The organism is Psychrobacter sp. 1044 (assembly GCF_904846525.1).
In the GTDB taxonomy this organism is placed as follows: domain Bacteria; phylum Pseudomonadota; class Gammaproteobacteria; order Pseudomonadales; family Moraxellaceae; genus Psychrobacter.
The window spans coordinates 23122-46313 of the sequence record NZ_CAJHAZ010000020.1; the positions used below are offsets into that span (position 1 = coordinate 23122).

Here is a 23192-nt window from a genome sequence, read left to right on the forward strand (position 1 = left end):
TATAGTTAATTTCATCTCAATCATATGAGATTGGATTGACTACCGACGATACAACTAGAAGCATCAACAATACGATAAAGATAAACTGAGGATATATTATGAGTCAGGAAAATAACAAAGCTTGCAATCATATCGATGGGCAAAACGATAAATATGTACCGCCAAAGGTTTGGACGCAGGACAAAGAAAACGGTGGTAAGTTTGCCAGTATCAATCGCCCAACAGCGGGTGCGCGCTATGAGAAAGCGCTGCCAGTAGGCGCTGCGCCATTACAGCTGTACTCGTTGAATACGCCAAATGGCGTTAAGGTCAATATCCTGTTAGAAGAGCTTGCCGAGATTGGTGTTAAAGGTGCTGAATATGATGCCTATAAAATTGATATCTCTCAAGGAGAGCAGTTTGGTTCTGGCTTTGTAGCCATAAACCCTAACTCAAAAATTCCAGCCTTGGTTGATCATTCTGCTGATATAGCTGGCGAGCCGATAGCGCTCTTCGAGTCTGGTGCTATCTTGATGTATCTGGCAGAAAAATTTGACCAATTTATGCCTTTATCACTTGGCAAAGCACGGGCAGAGTGTTTGTCTTGGGTCATGTGGCAGATGGGCAGTGCGCCTTTCTTAGGTGGCGGCTTCGGACATTTTTATGCTTATGCGCCTGAACCGCTAGAGTACCCAATCAACCGATATACCATGGAAACCAAACGCCAGATCGATGTGCTGGATACCCACCTAAAAGACAGCACATATATGTGTGGCGACAACGACGCCGATTATAATATTGCAGATATGATTATTTGGGCATGGTATGGACAATTGGTGCTTGGAAAGCTCTATGATGCCGCCGAGTTCCTGCAAGTTGATGAGTATAAGCATGTGAAACGTTGGGCACAGGCAATTGCTGAACGTCCAGCCGTTAAGCGTGCCGTAGACCTATCATTAAAGCCTATTGACTAAACCTATCGATAAGAGACGCATTAATAAAATCAAGGCTGATAGGCTATTTGCTTATCAGCCTTGATTTTATCCGACATCTTGCTATTCTATATTCATATATGGTTATATTAAAATAGAGATATACTTACCAGTTTACACAATGATACATTAGTACAACAGATAGAAACCTTAGTACGTTAAGATAGCTTGAGTAGCTCAAGCACATAACACCTTAATAAGCGGGTATTTGTACTGCTTATTTAATTGGCTCAATACCATTGGGATACCAGCAAGGCGAATAGAGCCACTTATTATAATAGACTGAGTAAATCAGACAACATATCTGATTGAAATAAGATTGACTATATTGATGGATAACGATTATGAAGGATGATAACCGTAAACGGATCAACTTCTCACGACAGGCGATGGCTAGCGAATTAAAAGTTATTAATACTAAACTCAGCGCCATTTATAACGATCAACAGATAGATGCTGATCGATACTCAATATTGCAATACAAAGCCAACTTAACCACCCATCCTAAAAAAATAAAAAAGATACTCTTATTGATGATAAAAAATAAAATACGATTACCTATGTTTGCTGCTATCAGCGCAGCTTTATTTAGTACAGCGACGATGGCCAGCAATGGCGTTGAATTTACCAATCAAGACTGGCAGGTAGTATGTGACAATACCCGTACGTGCCGGCTGGCAGGCTATCAAGCAGAAAACAATAGCGAATTTCCTATATCGGTATTGCTCATACGCCGTGCAGGCGCAAATGCTGGTGTGGATGGCAAAGTAAAGTTGGGCGGTGCTAAAGAAAGCTCATCTAAAGCCTTGATGCAACTTGGCAATCGTCATCGTATATCATTGTTCATCAATGGTAGAGACTATGGCGAAACCAAGCCGTTTTCAACTGCAGCAGGTAATGCTGATCTGACCCCAACACAAGTCACAGCGCTACTAGAGGCGCTGACTAAGTCAAGCAAAATTGAGCTAGTGCTACGTAACTCACGTTGGCAACTGTCTGATAAAGGGGCTAGCGCCGTCATGCTCAAAGCAGATGAAGCCCAAGGTCGAGTAGGGACGTCATCTGCCTTTATCAATACTGATGGTGCCGCCAAATCAAATAGCACTGTATTGCCACCCAAGTCAGCACCAAAATTGCGCTTTGTGGCGCCCAATCCGAAAGCCGTCGCTAGTGACAATAAAAAGTTTGTGATGAAATCGTCGCAGCTAGCGGCGCTGATGAAAAGTACGATGAAAGATGCGGATAGTGACTGTCCCAATCTATCAGACAAATCACCATGGCGTGTCAGTCGCTTGAACGGCTCACAGCTCTTAGCACAACACGATTGCTGGACAGGTGCTTATAATACTGGTGCAGGCATCTGGGTCATCAATGACAGTAAACCTTATAAACCGACATTGGTAACCACCAACGCCACTAGCTATGATAAGGGTAAAATCACTTCCGTACAAAAAGGTCGCGGCATCGGTGATTGTTTAACCAAGACTGATTGGGTATGGATAGGTAAGGCATTTGAAAAAAGTCATGAAAGTACTACAGGGCTTTGCCGTATGATTGAAGCGGGCGGTGCGTGGCAGCTGCCGACGTATGTCACCGAAGTTAAAATGGTGCGATAGCCGCCAATAATACTGCTGATTGTCTTATTACTCAGCATATTGAACGCATACATCTATAAGCAAATTTGCTTTATTTACCGAGAAATTTAATAAATAGCTACATATAATATTTTATTGTGCTATACTGCGTCGCCACGTTAGCTTAGGCTTTCGTGAATTATGAGATTGATAACATCGCCTGCGATTTTGGGTCTAGGATGACCATAAGTAATTGTTGCCGATGATTTTGTGTACTTAAATAACCTGTCATGAAAATAGCAGTTATTTTTGACTCATATCTTATCTACCGAACCATAAATGTGGTTTAAATTGGTTGTTATTCGCGATTATTTGCTTTGGACAAAGCATTAATAATACGCTGATATCAAACAAGGATGAGACACTCGGCACTACCACCAAAATACGTCAGACAGCACGAACGCATTTATTGTAGAGGCTCTAAGCTTTATTGGCTTGGCTTCTGATTATCGACACTTACATGTGGTCCGGTAATTCTTTAATAAAGGCAGCGTGGTGAACGGTTATCAGTGGTATGCATCAAGCTTGCTGAATTTACAGCAACTTATACTTACCAAGGATTCTCATGACTGATATTTTATCTGCAATCGCCGCTGAAAACGGCATCATCGAAAACACTGACACTCCAAATACTGATACTAATAATCAAGCGGCTACTACTGACGCGACTGATGAAGATCAAATTACCTTTGCTGAACTAGACATTGCCAAGCCGATTTTGACCGCGCTTGATCGCAGTGGTTATACCAATCCAACACCTATTCAAGCACAAGCCATTCCTTTTGCACTAGCAGGTCGCGACTTACTATTGTCTGCGCAAACCGGTAGTGGTAAAACTGCGGCATTCGTTATCCCTGTACTTGACCGTTTAAGCCGTGCCACTAGCTTTGACAAACTAACTAAAGCTCTTATCTTAACGCCAACGCGTGAACTTGCTCAGCAAGTACATGATAGCGTGCGTACTTATTCTAAAGATATGCGTGGTCTATTCTGTGTACCTTTAGTGGGCGGCGCACCATACAACGGTCAGATCACTGCGTTGAAAAAAGGCGTTCAAGTTATCGTTGCGACCCCAGGTCGTCTACTTGACCATATCAATGCTGGTCGTGTTGACTTATCAAGCTTAGAAATTTTGGTACTTGATGAAGCTGACCGTATGCTAGACATGGGTTTTGCTGATGATATCAGTGACATCCTTCGTGCTGCACCAATTGATCGTCAAACGATCATGTGTTCTGCAACTTGGGATGGCCCAGTAGGTAAAATCGCTGCCAGCTTCACTAAGAACCCTGAGCGTGTATCAATCAAAGTAGAATCTGCACACATCGAAGAAAAAGTGTACTACTGTGATGATTTCGATCACAAAAACCGCTTACTTGACAAAATCGTTTGCCAGCAAGATATGGAACAGATCATTATCTTTGCTGCTACCAAACGTAGCACTGAAAAACTAGCCAAACAGCTACAAGAAGCGGGTCATAAAGCCAGCTTCCTACATGGTGATTTGCCACAAAGCAAGCGTAACCGTATCGTTCAAGACTTGCGTAATGGCAAAGTTAAAATCCTAGTAGCGACTGACGTTGCGGCTCGTGGTCTAGATATCCCAGCTATCTCGCACGTTATTAACTATGATCTTCCACGTCAGACTGAAGATTACGTCCATCGTATCGGTCGTTGTGGTCGTGCTGGTCGTACTGGTATCGCTATCAGCTTATGTAGCATGGATGATCGTCCACAGCTAAACGCTATCAATCGTTACTTAGATCGCAAAATGGAAGTATGTATCATCGAAGGCATGGAGCCTAAGAAGACTTATGTACCTAGCGAAAACAAAGGTAATGGTCGTGGTCGTGGCCGTGGTCGTTCAAACGGCGGCGGTGGTAATGGTCAAGGCCGTGGTCGCGCGGGTGGTGGTTATCAAGGCAATCCTGCTAATGCTCGCGGTCGTTCAAGTGACAGCGCATCAACTGGTCAACGCGCTAGCAATGACAGCGGTTATCAAGGCAAGCCACGTGATTCATCTGGTAAGCCAAATGAGCGTTCAGGTGGCAAGCCGTATCAAGGCAAGCGCACTGGTGCTCCTAGCCGCGGCGATAGCACTGGCGTTCCACGTGGTGAGCGTGCTGCAACAGGTCGTGGTCGTCCAAGTGGCAGCCAAGGTCGCCCAGCAGGTCGTTCTGACAGCCGTGGTCAAGGTCGTCCAAACGGCGGCAACCGTGGTAACAACTCGTAATACTGTTATATTTGGTGATTAAAGTTATTAATTACTTGATCGCCTAAAGATAGCACTAAAAAAGCCAGATACTTGTTATCTGGCTTTTTTGTGTATATTCGATCGCTGCTTGCGCGTTTTTTTCGCCTTGTCTATACTAACAAGCTTTTATTCATCGTGTGCTGCGGAGCTATTTGATGCCCGATATTTCTCATTTAACTATTGATAGCCTGCCATTGGCTTTTGGCATCATTATGGCCATTATCGGCTTGGTTTTTTATACTCAAGGATTACCCGGTAAATTTTGGCAGCGCTTTTATGCGGTATTACCGGGTATCGTGCTGTGCTGCTTTATCCCTGCGACGCTAAACAGTTTAGGCGTCTTCGCTGATGGCATCGGCTCACAAATTTACGGCTTTACTGCCACGTATCTGCTGCCAGCAAGTTTGCTGCTAATGACTTTATCAATGGATGTACCCAAGATATTGGGCTTAGGCTGGAAAGCCATCGCCATGTTTTTCGCCGCCAGTATCGCGATTATTATCAGTGGTCCAATAAGCTTGGGTGTCGCTAAATGGATATCGCCTGAGATGTTTACTGATGACACGCTATGGCGTGGGTTTTCGGCGGTGGCGGGTAGTTGGATCGGCGGCGCGGCAAACCAAGCGGCGATGAAGGAGCTATTTGGCGTCAGTGATGATTTATTTGGGATGATGATTTTGGTCGATACCACCAATGCTTCATTATGGTTATTGGCTATCTTGGTATTGGCGAAGCATAGCGATAAGATAGATCGGCTATTGAGGGCAGATACCAGTAGTATTGATAAAGTGATTAAGGCGGTTGAGAATTATGAGCGTGACAATGCTCGTCCAGCAACTTTAAATGACTTGATGGTGATGTTTGGCTTATGCTTTGCTATGGTGGGTGTCGCACACTTTATTGGTGGTCAGATTGCAGGGTTTTTTGCGCCCTATAGCTGGGCAGTACAATATAGCTTTGCCAGCTCGTTCTTTTGGATGGTTGTGATTATAACCTTGATAGGGGTGATTTTTTCCTTTACCAAGATTCGTAGGCTCGACCATGTGGGCGCTTCCAAAATTGGTACGGTATTCATCTTCATCTTGATTGCTGCTATTGGTATGCAAATCAATCTTGCGGGTATCGTTTCGCAATGGCGATTGTTACTTATTGGTTTATTATGGATGAGCATTCACGTTGTCATTATCTTTGCTGTGGCTAGGATAATTCGTGCGCCGTTTTTCTTTTTGGCAGTCGGCTCCAATGCCAATACTGGCGGTGCATCATCAGCACCCATTGTCGCAACAGCATTTCACCCATCACTCGCGCCAGTTGGGGTGTTTTTGGGTATTCTCGGTTATGCGGTAGGTACTTTCGGTGGCTATATTAGTACCCAATTGATGCGCTTGGTAGTAGGGTGAGCTCGAATATAATGCTCAGCATTGGTAACGCTAGACGCTTCTGTAGTAACGCTAACTAGTCTGCGCTGTTAATCGCTATCATATTCATATGAGTCGGACTGGTTAGTATTAGTTGATAAACAACTATGTTGACCCATCATATCTCTACAGAGAGAAAAACTTTCAATTTATGCCAATTTAATAACAAAAAGCCGACTTCACCGTCGGCTTTTTACTTGTAGTATCAATACATACCAAATTGAGCAAACATTCAAATTTGATATTAAATATTTTTAACTCAAAACTATAAGGATGAAAAAATGCAAGCAAACTACAACCCAAAAATCATTGCTGGTGCAACATTCCCCAATATAGAAGTACCCACTTATAATGGTGACATGACGCTATTAGGCAAGCCCAAAAATGGTCATGACTGGAAAATGGTGGTTGTTTACCGAGGTCAACATTGTCCCATTTGCACCAAATACCTCAATCAGTTAGAAACATTAAAATCGGTATTTAATGAAACTGGTGTCGACGTCATCGCTGTTTCAGGTGACAGCAAAGAGCAGGTAGAAAGTCATTTGGAAAAAATAAATGTGAGCTTTCCTATCGCCTATGATCTGACCGTTGAACAAATGAAAATGCTGGGTCTTTATATCTCCAACCCACGTTCAGAGAAAGAAACCGATCATCCATTTGCAGAGCCCGGCTTGTTTGTTATTAATACAGAAGGGAAGATTCAGATTGTAGATATCTCCAACGCTCCTTTTACTAGACCTGAGCTGGAAGCCTTGGCAAATGGTCTAGCCTTTATCAGAAATCCAGAAAAAAACTATCCTATTCGTGGTACACACGATTATGCTTAAGACTGTATTATTGACGACGGCATTACTAAACTAATAACTAGTCAAAGACGTAAATTCATAGGGCAGTGCATCATAACCGATGCATTGTCTTTTTTATTGCAAACGCTCTTTATTGTTAACATTCTCTCCAAAAGCTGAAATCACAAGACTTATTCATACAGGTGTGCACTCACAGTCAAAAACTCTGCACTGTCAGTCAATTAATTTGCCAAAAACCCCGCTATAGTAAAAAAGCTTCGTCATTAGGATGGATGACAGCCATATAAAGAATGAGTGTAATTGTTAAGTATTAACGACCACATTGGGCGCTATATTTTACAGAGCCACTCATATCTTCTGATATAAATTTCTAGACAGGGAGTCTCACATGAGCAAAGCTCACACTTCAATTGATCCTATTACCTTGTCCGTCGTACGTGGTGCCTTAGAAACGGCGCAGCGCGAGATGACGACAACCTTAGAAAAAACCGCCCGCTCTAGCGTCTTCAACCTAGCTCACGATTATAGTAATGCCTTGTTTGATCATCTGCCTGAGATGATTTTGCAGGGTCAGGATATCCCTATTCACCTAGGCTCACTCATGCCAGCCATGAAAGCCGTTGCTGAATATTATGGTGATGACATTCATGAAGGCGACGTCATTTATCACAACGATCCCGTGATGATGGGCAGTCATATCCTAGATTGTTGTATGTATAAGCCAGTGTTTTATAAAGGCGAGTTGGTGTTTTGGACGGTATGCAAAGGTCACGTCACTGATATTGGTGGACCAGTACCGGCAGGCTACAACCCAGATGCTAAAGAGATATACGCCGAAGGGTTGCGCATTCCGCCTATCAAAATATGGGAAAAAGGCGTTAGACGTCGTGATGTCATCAACTTAATCCATAGTAATATGCGCTCTCGTCGTAACCAAGAAGGCGATCTTAACGCTCAGTATGGTGCTTGTGCCGTCGGTGAGCGTAACATGATTGCGCTACTAGACAAGTATGGCGTAGATACCGTCCGTGCGGCGATTGAAGAGCTAAAGAATATGGCTGATACCCATATGCGCTCATTAATTTCATCTATCCCAGATGGTCAGTATCATGGCGAAGCGGTATTAGAAGATTCAGGTCACGGTTTGGGTGATTTGACCATCAGCGCTGATATTGAGATTAAAGACAGTGATGTACATATCAAGATTACCAGTCCACCGCAAGTCCCTTACTTCATTAACTCTTATGCTGGTAACTCGATGTCTGGTGTTCTCCTAGGGCTGATGATGTTTGCCCAAGTAGACCCGCCGTACAACGAAGGTTTATACCGCTGTGTTACGGTAGACTTGGGCGAGCATGGCACACTGTGTAATGCCAAAGAACCCGCCCCTCATGTGAATTGTACCACCACACCGATGGAAACCTTAACGGATGCTGTGCGTATGGCTTTTGAAGATGCAGCACCAGATCGCGTGATTGCTTCCTGGGGTCATGCCTCAGGTATCAACATCTCAGGTATTGACCCAAAAACAGGGGAACAATACGTCACTATGATTTTGGCCTCTATTATCTCTGGTGCTGGCGCGACTCAGCAAATGGACGGCTGGCATGCTTGCGGTCCTTTATGCTGCTTTGGCGCGTTAAGCTCTGGTGATATTGAACTATTAGAGTATCAGTATCCTATCTTAATTCATAAGTACGGCTTGGCAGAAGACAGTGGCGGCGCTGGTGAGTATCGAGGCGGTTGCGGCACCGTATGGGAAGTTGAGCCGTTAGGTCATGAGATGACGGTAGTGGCGTTTGGGGAAGGTCGTGAGCATCCGACAATGGGAGCCGCTGGCGCAGAACAAATATCACCTGAGCTTAAATTAGGTCGCTTGGAGATCATTCATAAGGATGGCGTCACTGATCTGCACAAGCAAAATATAATGACTGAAATCCAGCCGGGTGACCGTGCGCGTAATACCAATCCTGGCGGTGGCGGATATGGCAGCTCGTTTGCACGGTCGGTACCCGCAGTATTAAAAGATGTAGAAGAAAGAATCATATCAGTGGCAGCCGCTAAGACAGAGTACGGCGTGGTTATTAATCCACAAACGCTGGCGGTCAATGAAGCAGAGACGGATGCTTTACGTCGTAAGCTGACGGCATAAAACCCAAAACTAACTGATGATATTAAATAATTTGAGTTAAGGATGACTTATGAAAAATGATTTCCGTATTGGAGTCGATGCTGGTGGGACGTTCACTGACTTTGTTCTGGCCGAAAGAAGTGGCAATGTACATCTATTCAAAGCACCTTCTACTCCCGAAGATGGCACCTTAGCTATTGCCAACGGGTTACAGCAGATAGCAACGCAGTTTGACCGTCCTATTGAAGAGATTATTCAAGCATGCGACCTATGTATTAATGGTACGACTGTTGCGCTAAATGCCCTGATTCAGATGAAAGGGGTAAAGGTTGGTCTGTTATGCACGGCAGGCCATGAGGACAGTATCGAGATACGTTTAGGGCATAAAGAAGAAGGGCATCGCTATGATGCCAGCTATCCGCCAGCACCGCAGATTGCCACCCGTGATCGTCGCTTTCCTATTCGGGGTCGTATTTTAGCTGATGGTACTGAGTACGAGCCGCTAAATGAGCAAGACGTGCTCGATGCAATCAGAGCACTTAAGGAAAAAGACGTTCAAGCAATTGCTATCTCTTTCGTCTGGTCTATTCGTAATACTCAGCATGAGCAGCGTGCTAAAGAGCTTGTTGAGCAGCATATACCAGGGGTGTTCGTCTGCTGTGGTAGTGACGTATATCCACAGATTAAGGAATACACCCGTACCTCAACGACCCTAGTAAATGCTTATTTAAGCCCAGTTATGGCATCTTATGTCCATAAGATTGACGACTACTTTAAGGCGTTAGGCGCTGAGCAGCCAGTACGTTATTTCCAGTCTAATGGCGGACTTGCAGTTGGTAGTATCATGCGAGAGCGTGCGGTAAATGCCATTAACTCAGGCCCCGCATCGGCACCGCAAGCGGGGCTGTATATTGCCAGTCCTTTTGGAATTGACGATATTATCACGGTCGACATGGGCGGTACTTCTTTTGACATCACCATGGCGAAGGCAGGCAGAACCAGCCTCAACCGCGATATTGATTTCTTACGTAATCGTATTGGCGTACCTATGATTCATGTAGAAACATTAGGGGCGGGCGGCGGCTCTATTGGGCATGTTAATACCTTTGGTATGCTAGAGGTCGGTCCTCAGAGTGCTGGAGCGACGCCTGGACCGGCATGTTATGGTAAAGGCGGTGACTTGCCAACCGTCACAGACGCAAACTTAGTATTGGGCTATCTACAGCCGAATGCGGTGTTAGGCGGTAGTGTCACTTTAGACAAAGACAAAGACAAAGCAGTACAAGCGGTGCAAACACACATCGCTGATCCCCTAAACATCGAGTTAGATCATGCTGCATTTGGTATCAGTGCTATCGTTAACCAAAACATGTCTAATGCCATTCGCCGTATTACTATCGAAAAAGGCTATGACCCTCGAGATTTTGCGCTAATCTGCGCAGGCGGAGCAGCTGGTATGCATATCATTGCTTTGGCTGAAGAGATGGGGATTGGGACTATTTTAATCCCAAAAATCGCATCTTGTCTCTGCGCCTTTGGTCAGATTATCTCTGATATCAAGTATAACTACTTAGTGACACAAATGATGATTCTCGCACCAGAGGTAGAGTTGCAATCACTCAATGCCAAGCTACAAGAGCTTGAAGAGCAGGGTGTACAAAAACTGCTAGAAGATGGCTTTACAGATGAAGATATCACCATCGAACGTACCATGGAGATGCGCTATGTTGGTCAGGTGCATGAATGTAACGTGCTGATACCGAATGGTAAGCTCGATGTTGAAAGTGTCAGCACCATCTTAGAGTTGTTCCATCATCGCCATCGTGAACTTTATACTTATGATGAGCGTGATAGTCACGTCGAGCTGGTCAACATTGAGGTATCAGTAATTGGTAAAATAAGTAAGCCAAAACTACCGAGCCTTGTGCCGCAGGAAGGGGATATCAGTAATGCTAAAACGGGTAGCCGCGAGATGCTGTTTGATCAGTCCTATCACTGGATTGATACGCCTATCTATGACGGTGAGAAATTCGGTGCTGGTGCATTGGTCACAGGCCCTGCGCTTATCCAAGAGCCAACCACTACTGTGGTCATTAAAAATGGCTGGCAAGCAGAGCTGCATGAGACTGGCACTTATAAGCTGACTCGAGCAGCATAAAGCAAGTCTATAAAAGCAGGTTATAAAGAAAAACCAACTCAAGGCTTCAGGCATTAAGTACTCTTTAATGCCTGAAGCCTTTTTTATTTTATGATATAAAAGAGGATTATTGATGAATAACTGATAGGATATCAGTACAGTTGTATACCATATATTGAGTGTTCAAGGATGAATGCAAATCAAAAGCCAAATCTTTATCAAAATACTTCTCATCAAACCTTGCAGTTGCAGGCAGGTCAGACAAAAGACGTCACTGCACATGATTTATCAATGAATAAAAATCTTCTAAGCCTCTCAGAGTTAGAGATGCCAGCAACGGATCGCATGCAAACCTTAGGTGCCTTCGATTGGAAGCGTACCATCAGTGACACTTACTTTGATCTTGATGTGAGCTTTCGGCAACCAAATAAGTTTTCTGGATTTTTGCAACATGCCAAGCTTTTGGATATCGGCGTGTCTCATTATCATGCTAACACTGTGCACTATAGTCGCAGCGTACAGAGTTCTGGTTATACTGATGACAGTATCTTAATAACTTTTCCTATCACAGGCGACGTTCGTTTTACTCAAAAAGGTCGACAGCTAACGTCTAAGCCCGGTCAGTTCTTTATTGAGCTGTCCAGCCTACCTTATGAGTTCTATCATCTGCACGAAGCATCACTGTATGTGATTAAAGTGCCTTTAGCGCTATTAACCCCGCAAATGGGCACTATAGAGCGGCAGTTTGCCCGCAGTCTGTCTATTGATGAAGGGGCAGGCAGGTTACTGGAATTTCAAATTGGTCAAATACTGGCGCTTATTCATAACAATCAGCTGGGTGACTTGGAGATAAAAATACTAGAGCAGCAGCTGCTTAATCTTATTGTATTGACATTGAGTGCCCCGAAAGAGGTGATGATGAGTTGCAGCTCGTCCATACAGTCGGTGCACCTAAAGCGCATCGAGAATTACGTTTATTTGCATCTAGAAAACTCCGCTTTAACTCCAGCGATGGTCGCTGCTGCTTGTCATATATCTGTCAGATACTTGCATAAACTGTTTTCTAAGTTGCCCTATAGCTTTTCAGAATGGGTCAAGGAATTGCGTTTAAAGCAGGCCAATCACATTTTAAAAACCAAAAGCTACGTGACTATAGATGAGGTCGCTCATAGAGTAGGCTATGCCGATCAAGGTTATTTTTCACGCATTTATAAGCAGCATTTTGGTTATTCGCCGCGAGATACACTAGGCACAGTATAGTCATTGTTATGTACTCTGTCATGCAGTCGCCGTATAATTTATGAATTGAGCATAAGTGCGTATATTAAGTTAAGGAAAAACCAAGATGACTGATACTACAAATCATAAAACAGCAAAAGTAGAGATATATGAAAGCGCTGATGGAAAAGCGCAGGTAGACGTACGTTTTGGACAGAATACGGTCTGGCTGTCACAATCACAAATGACTGAGTTGTTTGGTCGTGACCAATCAGTGATTTCGCGTCATATTGCCAATGCCATAAACGATGAAGAGATCGCTGAGAAAAGCAATATGCAAAAAATGCATATTGCAAATTCTGACCGCCCTGTGACTTTTTATGACTTAGATGTAGTTATCTCAGTAGGTTATCGCATCAAATCTCCCCAAGGTGTGCAGTTTAGACGCTGGGCAACCCAGCGCTTACGTGAATACTTAGTTCAAGGCTATACGCTCAATCAAGAGCGCTTTGATAAAAACTCAAGCGAACTACAACAAGCATTAAATTTAATTAGAAAAACCGCGCAAAGTCCCGAGCTTAAAACCGATGAAGGACGCGGCTTGGTTGAGATTATCAGCCGTTATACACAGACATTCTTATGGTTACAGCGTTATGACGAAGGCTTGCTTGATAATCCTTCAGGGGAGGATGGCGGAATCTTACCCAGTCCGACTGAGGCGATGGCAGCACTGACGGATTTAAAAGCGCAGCTGATAAATAGAGGTGAAGCGACCGAGCTATTTGCTAAGCCTCGCGGTGATGGTTTGGACAGTGTGCTGGGTAATTTACAGCAAACGGTGTTTGGTGAGCCTGCATACCCGACCATCGAGAGTAAAGCGGCGCATCTGCTGTACTTTATGGTCAAAAATCATCCTTTTACCGATGGTAATAAACGCAGCGGCGCTTTTTTGTTTGTAGATTTTTTGCATCGTAATAATCGACTGCTCAATGATAAAGGTGAGATGGTCATCAACAATACCGGGCTTGCCGCATTAACCTTGTTAGTCGCTGAATCTGATCCCAACCAAAAAGAAACCTTGATTAAGCTGATTATGAATATGTTGTCGTTAGAGAGTTGATACACAGGCTTATTGTCAGCACCATTTAACCCCTTAAAACACATAACGCTAATAATAAAAAGCACAGTCTAACGACAAAATTAAAGGAAATTCAATATGTTTAGCATGATAAAAGACTGGCGCGAGCAGCGCATACTGGACAATAGCGAATTTACTCATGCTGACTGGCTGCAAGCGGCTCAGCGTATTGTGATACTTGATCGGTTAAATGAGGACGAGCTAACACGCTTGTTTGAGCTGGCGACGCTGTTTTTGGCGGATAAGTCGATTACTGGCGCGCAGGGTTTCGAGATTACCAATGCGGTGCGGCAATCCATCGCCTTGCAAGCTTGCTTGCCTATTTTAAACCTAAGCCTTGAGTGGTATGCTGGCTGGTCGGCCATTATCATTTATCCTGGTTCCTATAAGAGTGAAACTACCACTGTCGATGAGTTAGGGGTTGTCCATGAAGGTAGTCAGCACCGTAGCGGCGAAGCCTGGCTGCGTGGTCCTGTTATTCTGTCATGGAAGGATGCCAAACACTCAGGGGAGCGCGATGGTCACAACGTCGTCATTCATGAGTTTGTGCATAAGCTTGATATGTTAAATGGTCGTGCCAACGGCTTTCCACCACTGCAAACCGATATGGATCCTGCGCGCTGGACTGAGATTATGACACGAGATTTTGAGGATTTTCAAAGCCATCACAAATCAGGTCTTGATCGTTATGGCGCGACCAATCCAGCGGAATTTTTCGCGGTACTCAGTGAAGTGTTTTTTGAGACGCCGCAAAAGCTAGTCGATGCTTACCCTGATATTTACGACATAATGGTGAAGTTTTTTCGCCAAACGCCGCTTTAATCAAAATCATTAATAGTCACTATTAATGTTCGATAATGAATATATAGACATGAAAAAGCAATAAAAAGGGCAGTGTATTTATTTAATAACACTGCCTTTTTTTTGGCTTATTTTTTCTTTAAGTCTATGTTTTTATAGATAAAAACTATTTAAGTTGTCCATTGCTCATTCACAATAGCGACCAAATAGCGTTTACCTTGATACTCTTCAAACACTAAACGCATGATGCGCCAATCCATACCAGCGTATTCCTCCGAGCCTTTATGATAAAACTCGACAACCTCTGAATTGGGATAAATTTTCTTCAGGTTATTAATCATATTCCCACTGTGTTGGAACTCATTAATACTGATACTGGCATTGTTAAATTTGCTAGCATCAATCCACGTGTCTAAATATGTAGGTAGTGGCGTGACAAGTAGATCGCCCGTACCGTCTTTTTCACCCCAAGTAAAACGAATTTTAGACTGTTGCAAATATTGGGCGAATTGTTCACGGCTAAAGACTTTATCTGTCTCAGGACGCACATAGGCATACATCGAAAAACGGACGCCACGGGTTGGATGAATATCATTGGTAATGCGAGCAAAATCTTTATTCGCAAGCGCGCGCTGAATACGTAAGGCTTGCTGCTTAATGGTTTGCTGACTGATATCGGAGACAACGGGCGTTGATGAATGGCCGTTAGATTGATTTGGAGTGGCTATATTGGATTCAGCAGAAGATTGACAGCCAGTTGCTGCTAGCGCCAAAGCCAATGCGCCGCCAACGGTTAATTTAGATGAACGGTCTTTGAAAGTAGATAATAGGGTCATAAAGTATCCTTGTCGCAGTGGTTAGCGAAATATACGTTACTGTGAATATAATTGGGCAAATTTCACAAGATTCCTGAGCAAAAAGTTACTAGGGTGTGTCCTTATTCTAAAAATGGTGATAAAAATGAGATAAATTGCCGTCAAACAAGGAAAGTAGCGCAAAGAATATCGAGATATTAATAAGCTATTTAACGATGTTTGGCAAAATTTAGCCATTTTTAGTCCATTTAGATAATAATCGATTGAATTGAGGACACGCCCTAAGTAATAGATCGTTTTTAGTAGATAAACCGGAATGATACGATAATACAGCAGAGTCATAATATGGTTATGATGTAATGGTTTATAACACTTATATCATTGAAGCTCGTAGAGAACGCCATGCCAACATATTATTCACTGACGCTGCTAGCTATGGGACTGATAGCAACCAATTCTGCTATAGCTGATATAGCAGAGTCAACTCAGACTTATGCAGCCATAAAAATAGCGACCATTAGCAACATGTATCAGCAAGATGTCAGCAATCAAGGCATGGATAATCCGGTCGTATTGCAACAGTATGCCGACCCATATCTACAAGCCGCGATGCAGATTGAGCAAGACTATTTTGATAGAGAGCAAATATCTTGTCATGTTGATTATGATGTATTGTGGGATTCGCAAGATCCTGATTATGCCCAAGACAAACAGTTTTCGATGACTGATCAAGGATTGGTGCAAGTGAGTTTGGCACATGGCAGCAATGTTTATTATGAGTTGTCATGTAATGGTACCGATGACGATGCTAATTGCCGAGTAGCAGATGTGATTTTAGATGAAGATGGAAAGTCTTTACGCAAGCATTTACTAGAAACCTGTCGCTAGTAAATGTTGAGTGTTATTTTTATTAATACCTAAATATAAAAAGTTATAAACCCTGAATAAGAATCACATTACCAAGAATGAGAGCTTATAAATGGTACTGTATAAGACTATGAGCCTAACCTCTAAAGCCATTGGCTTGTTTTCGCATAATGTATATTATGTTAAAGGGACGGTACCCGATGATAAGTTCATGGGATTATGATCAAACAGTAATTTGTTAGTCAGTCTGGTTGTTAATTGCTTAACCATGATATGTGTTACCTGTTCAAATAATCATTGTAATCACCGCTAGTATAATTACTAACTGATATATCTTGAAGCCTTAATGTATAGAGTCTTCATAGATCCTAGTTTATCCGTAATCGATTAATGTATTAATTCAAGTCGCTAATAGCCTCTCTATATATTCCAGAAGCCTATTATAGATATGTTGTAGATACAGTAATTTTACTATTCATTCAAAGTTAGTCTGTTTGGTAATCTTGCTCTGCTCATCATTGCTAAGCTTATTACCTTCACAATACCTACCAAGCCCTTTGCATAATCTGTCATTTCTAATCATCACCTAATAACCGAATCACTCATCAATCGATTGTTGGTAGCTTAGCCGACTTCCTCATTAATGCGAATATGCTTGAACTACGTTAGGTACAGAAGTATTCGCCACCAAGTGACAATCAGCTCAAAGTAAAAGCAATAACCCTTCTGAATGCCTATTACTCTATATCATTGATAAGCATGTATACAAGCTCTGACAATGCGCCTACTTGGCATATCAGTAGGTCCAATCTAGATGCACCTTATAGCTGCTATCATCATAGCTAACTACGTTGTAATACGCTTTTATTTAGAGTCATCAAAAGAGCCTTCCTAATTAGTGAAACATTCATTGGTCTTTTCTAACATCTCTCGTTCTTCCTGAGATATCTTAATATAAAGCATTGAGTTGATACCTTCCAAATTTGCACAGAACAGTACTATCACCCTGATTAAGGTATTCTGTGCAAGTACAGGAGCACGGTTTTTCGTGCAAATATGTCGAAGGACTCTATTGCCAATAGCAAACAGCACTCTTACTTTTAACCTATGTGAAGTTTATTCCTTCAAACACCATATATATCAACAAAAAAATAGCTTACTCCTTCTTTCTCCACTATACTATAATTATCCCCAACCTTAACTTGGGGATAATTAAGTGTTAAAACCTTTATTATATAAGGTTTTTCTAATAATATTAGCGAATACCAGTGTCCATAGCAGTGTCCAATAATATTCCATGCTGCTTTCCTTAACTTGAAAAACCTACTGAAAAATTACTCTGGACCTCAGCATATAGATATTAGATCAATAATCATAACTCATCTACCTTAGAGAAATTACGGATACACATCATGACTATCAATAATGCAAACGATATCAATAAGCTTGAATGCCGAGATAAGGATTATTCGGTCAGTGTCTCAGGTGTGGCTGGTTTAAGTCTGCGTATTTATCCAAATGGTAAAAAGGAATACTACTTGCGATATTCCCATCCACATATCGAGGGCAAACGCCCTAGGATGATGTTAGGTAAGATTGAGGAGATCAGTTTACATGAAGTTAAGTATAAAGCAGAAGCCATCCTTAATACGGTCGCAAAAGGTTCTGACCCTAAAGCTATCCAGCAAAAAGAGCAAACTAATAAGTATACTCACCTAAAAAATGCTACGTTTTCTGACATTGCCCAAGCATGGCGAGAACACAAAACATCAGGTCGCAATCAAGGCAAGTCTAAAAAACCGTCATTTAGTGAGTCAACCCTCAAGTTTTGGGATTTATGTCTGGGATATATGTGTCGTGAAATTGGCGACTTGAGAATGGACGATATCACCAGCGAGATGATACTGAGTGTGTGTGAGTCAATTCAGAATAATGACAATCAAGCGACTTTCGTTGGTGCAAGCACTCGTTTGTATACTGAAAAAGTCTTTTCGTTTGCTGTTGCTCGAGGGTTGTGCGATAGAAATGTGGCGATTGATACCCGAGGTGAGCTTGCACCTGCCAGCTCAGGCAATCACTTACCAGCCATTACCAAGCCTGATCAGTTTGCAACCCTTCTAAATGACATGTCCAATTTTAAAGGTGCAAGTAAAATCACATTGGAGGCAATGAATCTACTACCATATGTCTTCGTACGTAGTATCGATTTGCGCTCTATGCGCTGGCAAGATATAGATTGGGATAATAAGCTGTGGGCGTTCTCTCCTACTAAAGGCGAAGGCCGTGAGGATATGGTATCGCACTTAGTTGTGCCTTTAGCCACGCAAGTCATTGAACGCTTACGAAGAATACAAGTAATCACAGGTCATAAAGAATATGTATTTGCATCACTGCGTGCCTCAAGCAATAACTATATTAGTAAAGCGACTCTAGTACAGATATTCCATAGGCTTGGATACAAAGATATTCAATGCGCTCATGGATTCCGAGCATCGGCCAAAACCTTACTTATGGAACAACCTGAGCTGCGTTATTCAGATATCGTGACTGAGCTGCAATTAGGACATCGAATAAAGGATACGCATGGTGGCGCTTATAACCGATTAGATGAAATTAATACCAGAGTGCTAATGATGCAAAATTGGGCTGATTATATAGATGAACTAAGAAACTCTCCTAAAAAGAGATCTTAGGGTTTTTCATGAAAAACCTATGAGCTGTGAATACTCATTCAATCTTTCTCAATTAACTTTTGATCAGCAGAGTATTCAATAGTATCAACTACATCGGGTTCAATAACACTTGGGATAAGCATTTTGCGAGGTTGGGTCATATACAAACCTGACCTTATATAATTTTGGACAGCTTTAGGGGCATTATTAAATAATTCCAATAAAGATCTATCATCTTTAGATACTCCATCGACACTACGTTTCCCTGTGACCACATAATGAATATCAAAACCTAGCTTTGATATTTCATAAAGGTATCTTGTGTCAGGACTTCGTTTACCTTTCTCATAATTAGACTGCGTTGGTATTGCTATCCCCGCAAAATCCGCTACTTCTTTTGCTTTAAAACCTAGTCGTACACGTTCTTCAGCTAAAAATATATTATTCAATTGATTAATATCCTAATTACAATAGTTAACTATACGGATAATTTATAAAGCTGTATTATACCCTATAAATCCTAAATAACCTTCTAAGTCAATCATAACTTTATAACAGTATTCTTGCAAAAATTATCAATAATAATCTTTGAACTTTGAGAGCGAAGGGTGTTTGACAAATTGCACCAGATGCTCTCAATTCATATAAAAACTATATATAACTGTCTCGAATAAGGATAGACCCATATGTTTTTAGTTAGTCTAGTCAAACTATCTAACCCATCTGACAATCGAAGGTACATTTTGATTGATGAAGAAACACGCTCTCCATGTCTCTACCCTCTACTTTACGTCATGTCGAAATTGAGACTTAAAAGTCTTTCAACTCAACAGGGTAATTTGAACGCATTGAAGTTTTGGCATACTTTTTGGAAAGAGAAATTTAACGAAGATTTTTGTTTATCGTTCTATGAAAGTAAATATAATGCTGAAATATTTATTGAGGAGATTGATAGTTTTTTTATATATCTTGAAAACAATAGTAAATATGATAAGAATCTGATAAGAATAAATAAACAGGTAGAAATGAATTACACTACAATATCAAAAAAAATTCAAGACACTATAAAGTATCTAATTTTTCTAACTGATAATTTTACATGGCAAGATATTGAAAATAATAACTTAAGACATAATTCCAATAGAAGAATAATGCTAACTCTTCAGAATAAATTAGATCAATATACTAGAATGTCTTCTAGTAATAGTAATGTGAAACAATTTAAAAGTTTAACTAAGCGTATGAAAGATAGTTTTTATGAAATCATATTACCATCGACTCCAACAAAAAATAATCCTAAAAACATTTTTAAAGATAACTCAACTCAGTTCCGTAACTTTCTTATCGTCCGATTACTCATAAATTACGGATTAAGAGCAAGTGAATTACTACTCCTATCGACAAAATCAATAAAATTAGATGGGAATGCAGGCAGTTCGTTCTTAGTTGTATGTGATACTCAAGATACCAAAGATTATAGATCACCCAAACCTAATATTAAAAACGAGCAGTCAAATAGAATCCTTCAGCTTTCGCGCGATGATTACAAGTTGATATCTTATTATACTGAAAATCATAGACCTAAGAATGCAAAGTCTGATTTATTATTTTTGTCTTTACAATCTCCATTTTCTCCATTGAGTTACTCATCTATAAAGAAGATGTTTAATGCATGGGATAAACAGCTTAGAGAATTATATCCAGAATATTATGACTCTAGGTACACTGGTTCGATTGACAAGTTGAGTGCACATGTCTGTCGTCATACCTGGGCTACGCTAATGCTAGAATACACGTATATTACAGCTATGAATAGTTCATCTAATCATGAGGTTGCAATGAGTCAAGCAATAGAGGATTTGAAAAAATCTGGAGGCTGGAGTTCAAATAGTTTAATGGTAAGTAAATATGCTGATAGATATTTATCAGAGCGTGCTAACACTACGAATATTAATAGAATGACAAATCATGGAGACGCTTTATGAACCTATCTATTAAAAAAAATTATACGAATGAAATGATAACTGAGGAGTCAATATTCTCAAATGAGCAGTTAGATTTTATTAATGAAATAAAACTACCTAAAATCGTACGATTCATACGTGCAGATAAATTTGATGATAAGTTTATAAATGTTTCAAAGGATATTTGGGAGTTTAAATACTCTGGAAATCGTGAAAAAATTTCATTTAAAGATATGAATTACGTAGAGGTGAAAATAATAAAGTTTCTTTTGATTAAGTATATATATAAAAACTCCCCCTCTCATCTAGGAGATAAGTTTAGAAATATAAGAAAGTTTTTTAAACACCTTAGTGTTACTGAAAGAATAATTAACTTTAAAAAGTCTAAGAAGATTTTAATTAACTCAACCGATGATAAACAATTTTACTTTTCGATTAAATTTATTATAATTACTTTTATTTTGGAGGGCTTTCCAGAATTTTCTATTGATGACGAATATGACCTAGAAATAATAAAAAAACCTAAATCTACAAGAAGTAGTCTTTATTACGAAGAATATGAAGATAATATAGACTTACCAACTATTAATATAATTCAAAAAGGGTTTATAGAGCTCAATCATATATTAAATTCGGCGAAAAAAGATTCGATAAGCAAGTCAGAGCTAAAAAATGCGTCAATATTAGCGTTGGCATTCACTACAGGTATGCGCCCTGTTCAAATGTCAAAGCTTTCAGCTGGAGACTTAAAAGAAGATATACCAGAAGATTCACTAGGTATAGCAAGATACAGCCTTTTGGTCCCTTATGCAAAACAAGCACGCTTTACGCACAAAAAAGTAGCTATAAAGTTGCCAGAAGAAATTGCTTTTATCATACTTACCTATATTCATCGATTAAAATTATCAGATACAGATAAACTATTCGAGTTAGGAGAAAAATCCGCTGTCACATGCTCAGAGGCTATTAACGATCAGCTATTTAAGTTTTCACCTGTCGAATATAGGACTCAAGTTTTAAGTGGAGATATACTTCAAATAAAATATTCGATGTCACAATTTAGACATCATGTTGGACATAGCATGGCAATGTCAGGAGCGAGTGCTGAAGAGATTGCCTACATCCTAGGTCATTCAAGTCTTGTTGTTGCTAGGCATTATATATTTTCATCACCTGAAACTGCAATTATTAGAGCTAAAGCATTAGGGAAAAATGCTGCATACAAGCAAATGATCGCTATGTTTATGACAAGTACTATTGTTAAAAAATCTAAATGGTTAGGAAAAAAAGTTAGTGGCTTCGTTCATAAAGATTTTCATCATGAAATAGGGGGTTGTGCATATGATGATACTTGCCCATTCGAGCAAGTCAGGAATTGCTATGGATGCTTATATTTTCATCCATTTAAAGACAAAGATCATTCAGAAGTGTTAGAGAGCATACAGTCAGAAGTTAATGATATTATCACTATCGCTGACTCTACACAATGTTCCAGAAACCCTCTGCTATTAGTACACGAAAGTACAAAGTTTGAAATTGAGTCTGTGATAGCAAGATGTAGTTTAATGGAGGATATATAATGTCAAATAAAGCTTACCTCGATTTTATAAATGAGCAAAAAGATCATTTTAACCGACATTTATCCTCAGACTTTAATCAAACGTGGAATGATACGTATTGGCAAGGTGGTGAGAAAGGATCTGGCTGGTTGTACTGTAGAAGTAAAGACGTAAACTTAGTATTTAATGAAGGCAAACGATTAAAAGGTTTACCTGCGTTTGATATCTCAGAAAATTTTTATGATTTCTTTAGATCAATATTAGTACTTAGTTATAGAAGATCTAACTCCAAAGCGTCACCGCAAAAACTTCATGCTGAACTATTAATTCTCAAACGTTGGTATTATTCTTTAGTTACTTTAACTGACGACAACTCTCCACAAAGCTTGTGTACCGAAGTTTTGGTTAACGCTTTTGAAATTCAAGTTAAAAATAGCAATCCCAAAAGTCTACCTGATATTGCTGGTACATATTTGAGACTTCAAGAACTTATTAACAAGCATATGCACCTGAGTAAGAGATTAGAATTTGAAAATGATTATAACTATCTTAGTAGTAAAAATAGAACACCTAATGCAAGAAAGACGAAAGAACTAATAGATAAACTGGACATAGATGAAGATGAAGTTGACACAAAAAAACTTATATCGATTCAAACTTTTATTAATATCGCATCATTAAAGAGTTTATGTCAAACAAACAGTGAGAAGATGTTATTAAACCTTTTAACTATAGTGCATTAAGTATAAAAATGTTATAAGATAAAACATCTCAACAGATATACTCAATTATCATGACTTACTC

At 40.6% G+C, this 23192-nt stretch carries 17 protein-coding genes; 15 read left to right on the top strand and 2 right to left on the bottom strand.

The window, feature by feature from the left end:
- Positions 1-98 precede the first annotated feature (98 nt).
- The 10 genes from yghU (at position 99) to JMX82_RS12410 (ending at position 14532) form a co-directional block, all read left to right on the top strand.
- Positions 99-953, top strand: coding sequence for a glutathione-dependent disulfide-bond oxidoreductase (gene yghU / locus JMX82_RS12365; protein WP_201540753.1), 855 nt, complete (start codon positions 99-101; stop codon positions 951-953).
- A 362-nt stretch (positions 954-1315) separates the two neighbouring features.
- Positions 1316-2587, top strand: a complete 1272-nt coding sequence (locus JMX82_RS12370; protein ID WP_227676747.1) for a DUF1176 domain-containing protein — start codon at positions 1316-1318, stop codon at positions 2585-2587.
- Positions 2588-3170: 583 nt separating this feature from the next.
- Positions 3171-4838, top strand: a complete 1668-nt coding sequence (locus tag JMX82_RS12375; protein ID WP_201540754.1) for a DEAD/DEAH box helicase — start codon at positions 3171-3173, stop codon at positions 4836-4838.
- A 176-nt stretch (positions 4839-5014) separates the two neighbouring features.
- A complete protein-coding gene (locus JMX82_RS12380) occupies positions 5015-6259 on the top strand; it encodes a DUF819 domain-containing protein (protein WP_201540755.1) in 1245 nt (414 codons plus the stop codon).
- A gap of 299 nt (positions 6260-6558) precedes the next feature.
- Positions 6559-7107, top strand: a complete 549-nt coding sequence (locus tag JMX82_RS12385) for a peroxiredoxin-like family protein (RefSeq protein ID WP_201540756.1) — start codon at positions 6559-6561, stop codon at positions 7105-7107.
- A gap of 367 nt (positions 7108-7474) precedes the next feature.
- Positions 7475-9238 carry a hydantoinase B/oxoprolinase family protein gene (locus tag JMX82_RS12390; protein ID WP_201540757.1) on the top strand — a complete coding sequence of 588 codons (1764 nt, stop codon included), beginning with the start codon at positions 7475-7477 and terminating at the stop codon, positions 9236-9238.
- Between the two features lie 49 nt (positions 9239-9287).
- Positions 9288-11375, top strand: coding sequence for a hydantoinase/oxoprolinase family protein (locus tag JMX82_RS12395; RefSeq protein ID WP_201540758.1), 2088 nt, complete (start codon positions 9288-9290; stop codon positions 11373-11375).
- A 168-nt stretch (positions 11376-11543) separates the two neighbouring features.
- Entirely contained in the window at positions 11544-12614 is a 1071-nt protein-coding gene (locus JMX82_RS12400) for an AraC family transcriptional regulator (protein WP_201540759.1), read from the top strand.
- An 85-nt stretch (positions 12615-12699) separates the two neighbouring features.
- Entirely contained in the window at positions 12700-13692 is a 993-nt protein-coding gene (gene rhuM, locus JMX82_RS12405) for a RhuM family protein (RefSeq protein WP_201540760.1), read from the top strand.
- A 96-nt stretch (positions 13693-13788) separates the two neighbouring features.
- The gene (locus JMX82_RS12410) at positions 13789-14532 is read left to right on the top strand and encodes a zinc-dependent peptidase (RefSeq protein WP_201540761.1); all 744 of its coding nucleotides are present in this window, start codon (positions 13789-13791) and stop codon (positions 14530-14532) included.
- Between the two features lie 149 nt (positions 14533-14681).
- Here the strand turns inward: JMX82_RS12410 and JMX82_RS12415 are convergent, their stop codons facing one another.
- Positions 14682-15347, bottom strand: coding sequence for a hypothetical protein (locus tag JMX82_RS12415; RefSeq protein WP_201540762.1), 666 nt, complete (start codon positions 15345-15347; stop codon positions 14682-14684).
- A 381-nt stretch (positions 15348-15728) separates the two neighbouring features.
- Between JMX82_RS12415 and JMX82_RS12420 the strand changes: the two genes are divergently transcribed.
- Entirely contained in the window at positions 15729-16214 is a 486-nt protein-coding gene (locus JMX82_RS12420; protein ID WP_201540763.1) for a hypothetical protein, read from the top strand.
- Between the two features lie 1391 nt (positions 16215-17605).
- On the top strand, positions 17606-18886 hold the full coding sequence (locus JMX82_RS12425) for a tyrosine-type recombinase/integrase (protein ID WP_201540764.1): 1281 nt from the start codon (positions 17606-17608) through the stop codon (positions 18884-18886).
- A gap of 38 nt (positions 18887-18924) precedes the next feature.
- Here the strand turns inward: JMX82_RS12425 and JMX82_RS12430 are convergent, their stop codons facing one another.
- Positions 18925-19314, bottom strand: a complete 390-nt coding sequence (locus JMX82_RS12430) for a helix-turn-helix domain-containing protein (RefSeq protein ID WP_201540765.1) — start codon at positions 19312-19314, stop codon at positions 18925-18927.
- 237 nt (positions 19315-19551) lie between these two features.
- On the opposite strand from JMX82_RS12430, the gene JMX82_RS12435 reads away from it, so the two are divergent.
- The 3 genes from JMX82_RS12435 to JMX82_RS12445 are packed head-to-tail and all read left to right on the top strand — an operon-like array spanning position 19552 to position 23131.
- Positions 19552-20850 (top strand): site-specific integrase, encoded by a 1299-nt coding sequence (locus JMX82_RS12435; RefSeq protein WP_201540766.1) that lies wholly within the window; start codon positions 19552-19554, stop codon positions 20848-20850.
- Positions 20847-22409: a site-specific integrase gene (locus JMX82_RS12440; RefSeq protein ID WP_201540767.1), complete on the top strand. Its 1563-nt coding sequence runs from the start codon at positions 20847-20849 to the stop codon at positions 22407-22409. Before JMX82_RS12435 ends, JMX82_RS12440 begins: the two co-directional genes overlap by 4 nt.
- Positions 22409-23131 carry a hypothetical protein gene (locus JMX82_RS12445; protein WP_201540768.1) on the top strand — a complete coding sequence of 241 codons (723 nt, stop codon included), beginning with the start codon at positions 22409-22411 and terminating at the stop codon, positions 23129-23131. Before JMX82_RS12440 ends, JMX82_RS12445 begins: the two co-directional genes overlap by 1 nt.
- The last annotated feature ends 61 nt before the right edge of the window (positions 23132-23192 follow it).

Bases quoted from the DNA above. Each gene is read 5' to 3' on its own strand.
- JMX82_RS12390 (WP_201540757.1), top strand. From the start codon at position 7,475: ATGAGCAAAGCTCACACTTCAATTGATCCTATTACCTTGTCCGTCGTA.
- JMX82_RS12420 (WP_201540763.1), top strand. From the start codon at position 15,729: ATGCCAACATATTATTCACTGACGCTGCTAGCTATGGGACTGATAGCA.
- JMX82_RS12385 (WP_201540756.1), top strand. From the start codon at position 6,559: ATGCAAGCAAACTACAACCCAAAAATCATTGCTGGTGCAACATTCCCC.
- JMX82_RS12400 (WP_201540759.1), top strand. From the start codon at position 11,544: ATGAATGCAAATCAAAAGCCAAATCTTTATCAAAATACTTCTCATCAA.
- JMX82_RS12425 (WP_201540764.1), top strand. From the start codon at position 17,606: ATGACTATCAATAATGCAAACGATATCAATAAGCTTGAATGCCGAGAT.
- JMX82_RS12440 (WP_201540767.1), top strand. From the start codon at position 20,847: ATGAACCTATCTATTAAAAAAAATTATACGAATGAAATGATAACTGAG.
- JMX82_RS12395 (WP_201540758.1), top strand. From the start codon at position 9,288: ATGAAAAATGATTTCCGTATTGGAGTCGATGCTGGTGGGACGTTCACT.
- JMX82_RS12370 (WP_227676747.1), top strand. From the start codon at position 1,316: ATGAAGGATGATAACCGTAAACGGATCAACTTCTCACGACAGGCGATG.
- yghU (WP_201540753.1), top strand. From the start codon at position 99: ATGAGTCAGGAAAATAACAAAGCTTGCAATCATATCGATGGGCAAAAC.
- JMX82_RS12415 (WP_201540762.1), bottom strand. From the start codon at position 15,347: ATGACCCTATTATCTACTTTCAAAGACCGTTCATCTAAATTAACCGTT.
- JMX82_RS12380 (WP_201540755.1), top strand. From the start codon at position 5,015: ATGCCCGATATTTCTCATTTAACTATTGATAGCCTGCCATTGGCTTTT.
- JMX82_RS12445 (WP_201540768.1), top strand. From the start codon at position 22,409: ATGTCAAATAAAGCTTACCTCGATTTTATAAATGAGCAAAAAGATCAT.
- JMX82_RS12435 (WP_201540766.1), top strand. From the start codon at position 19,552: ATGTTTTTAGTTAGTCTAGTCAAACTATCTAACCCATCTGACAATCGA.
- JMX82_RS12410 (WP_201540761.1), top strand. From the start codon at position 13,789: ATGTTTAGCATGATAAAAGACTGGCGCGAGCAGCGCATACTGGACAAT.
- rhuM (WP_201540760.1), top strand. From the start codon at position 12,700: ATGACTGATACTACAAATCATAAAACAGCAAAAGTAGAGATATATGAA.
- JMX82_RS12375 (WP_201540754.1), top strand. From the start codon at position 3,171: ATGACTGATATTTTATCTGCAATCGCCGCTGAAAACGGCATCATCGAA.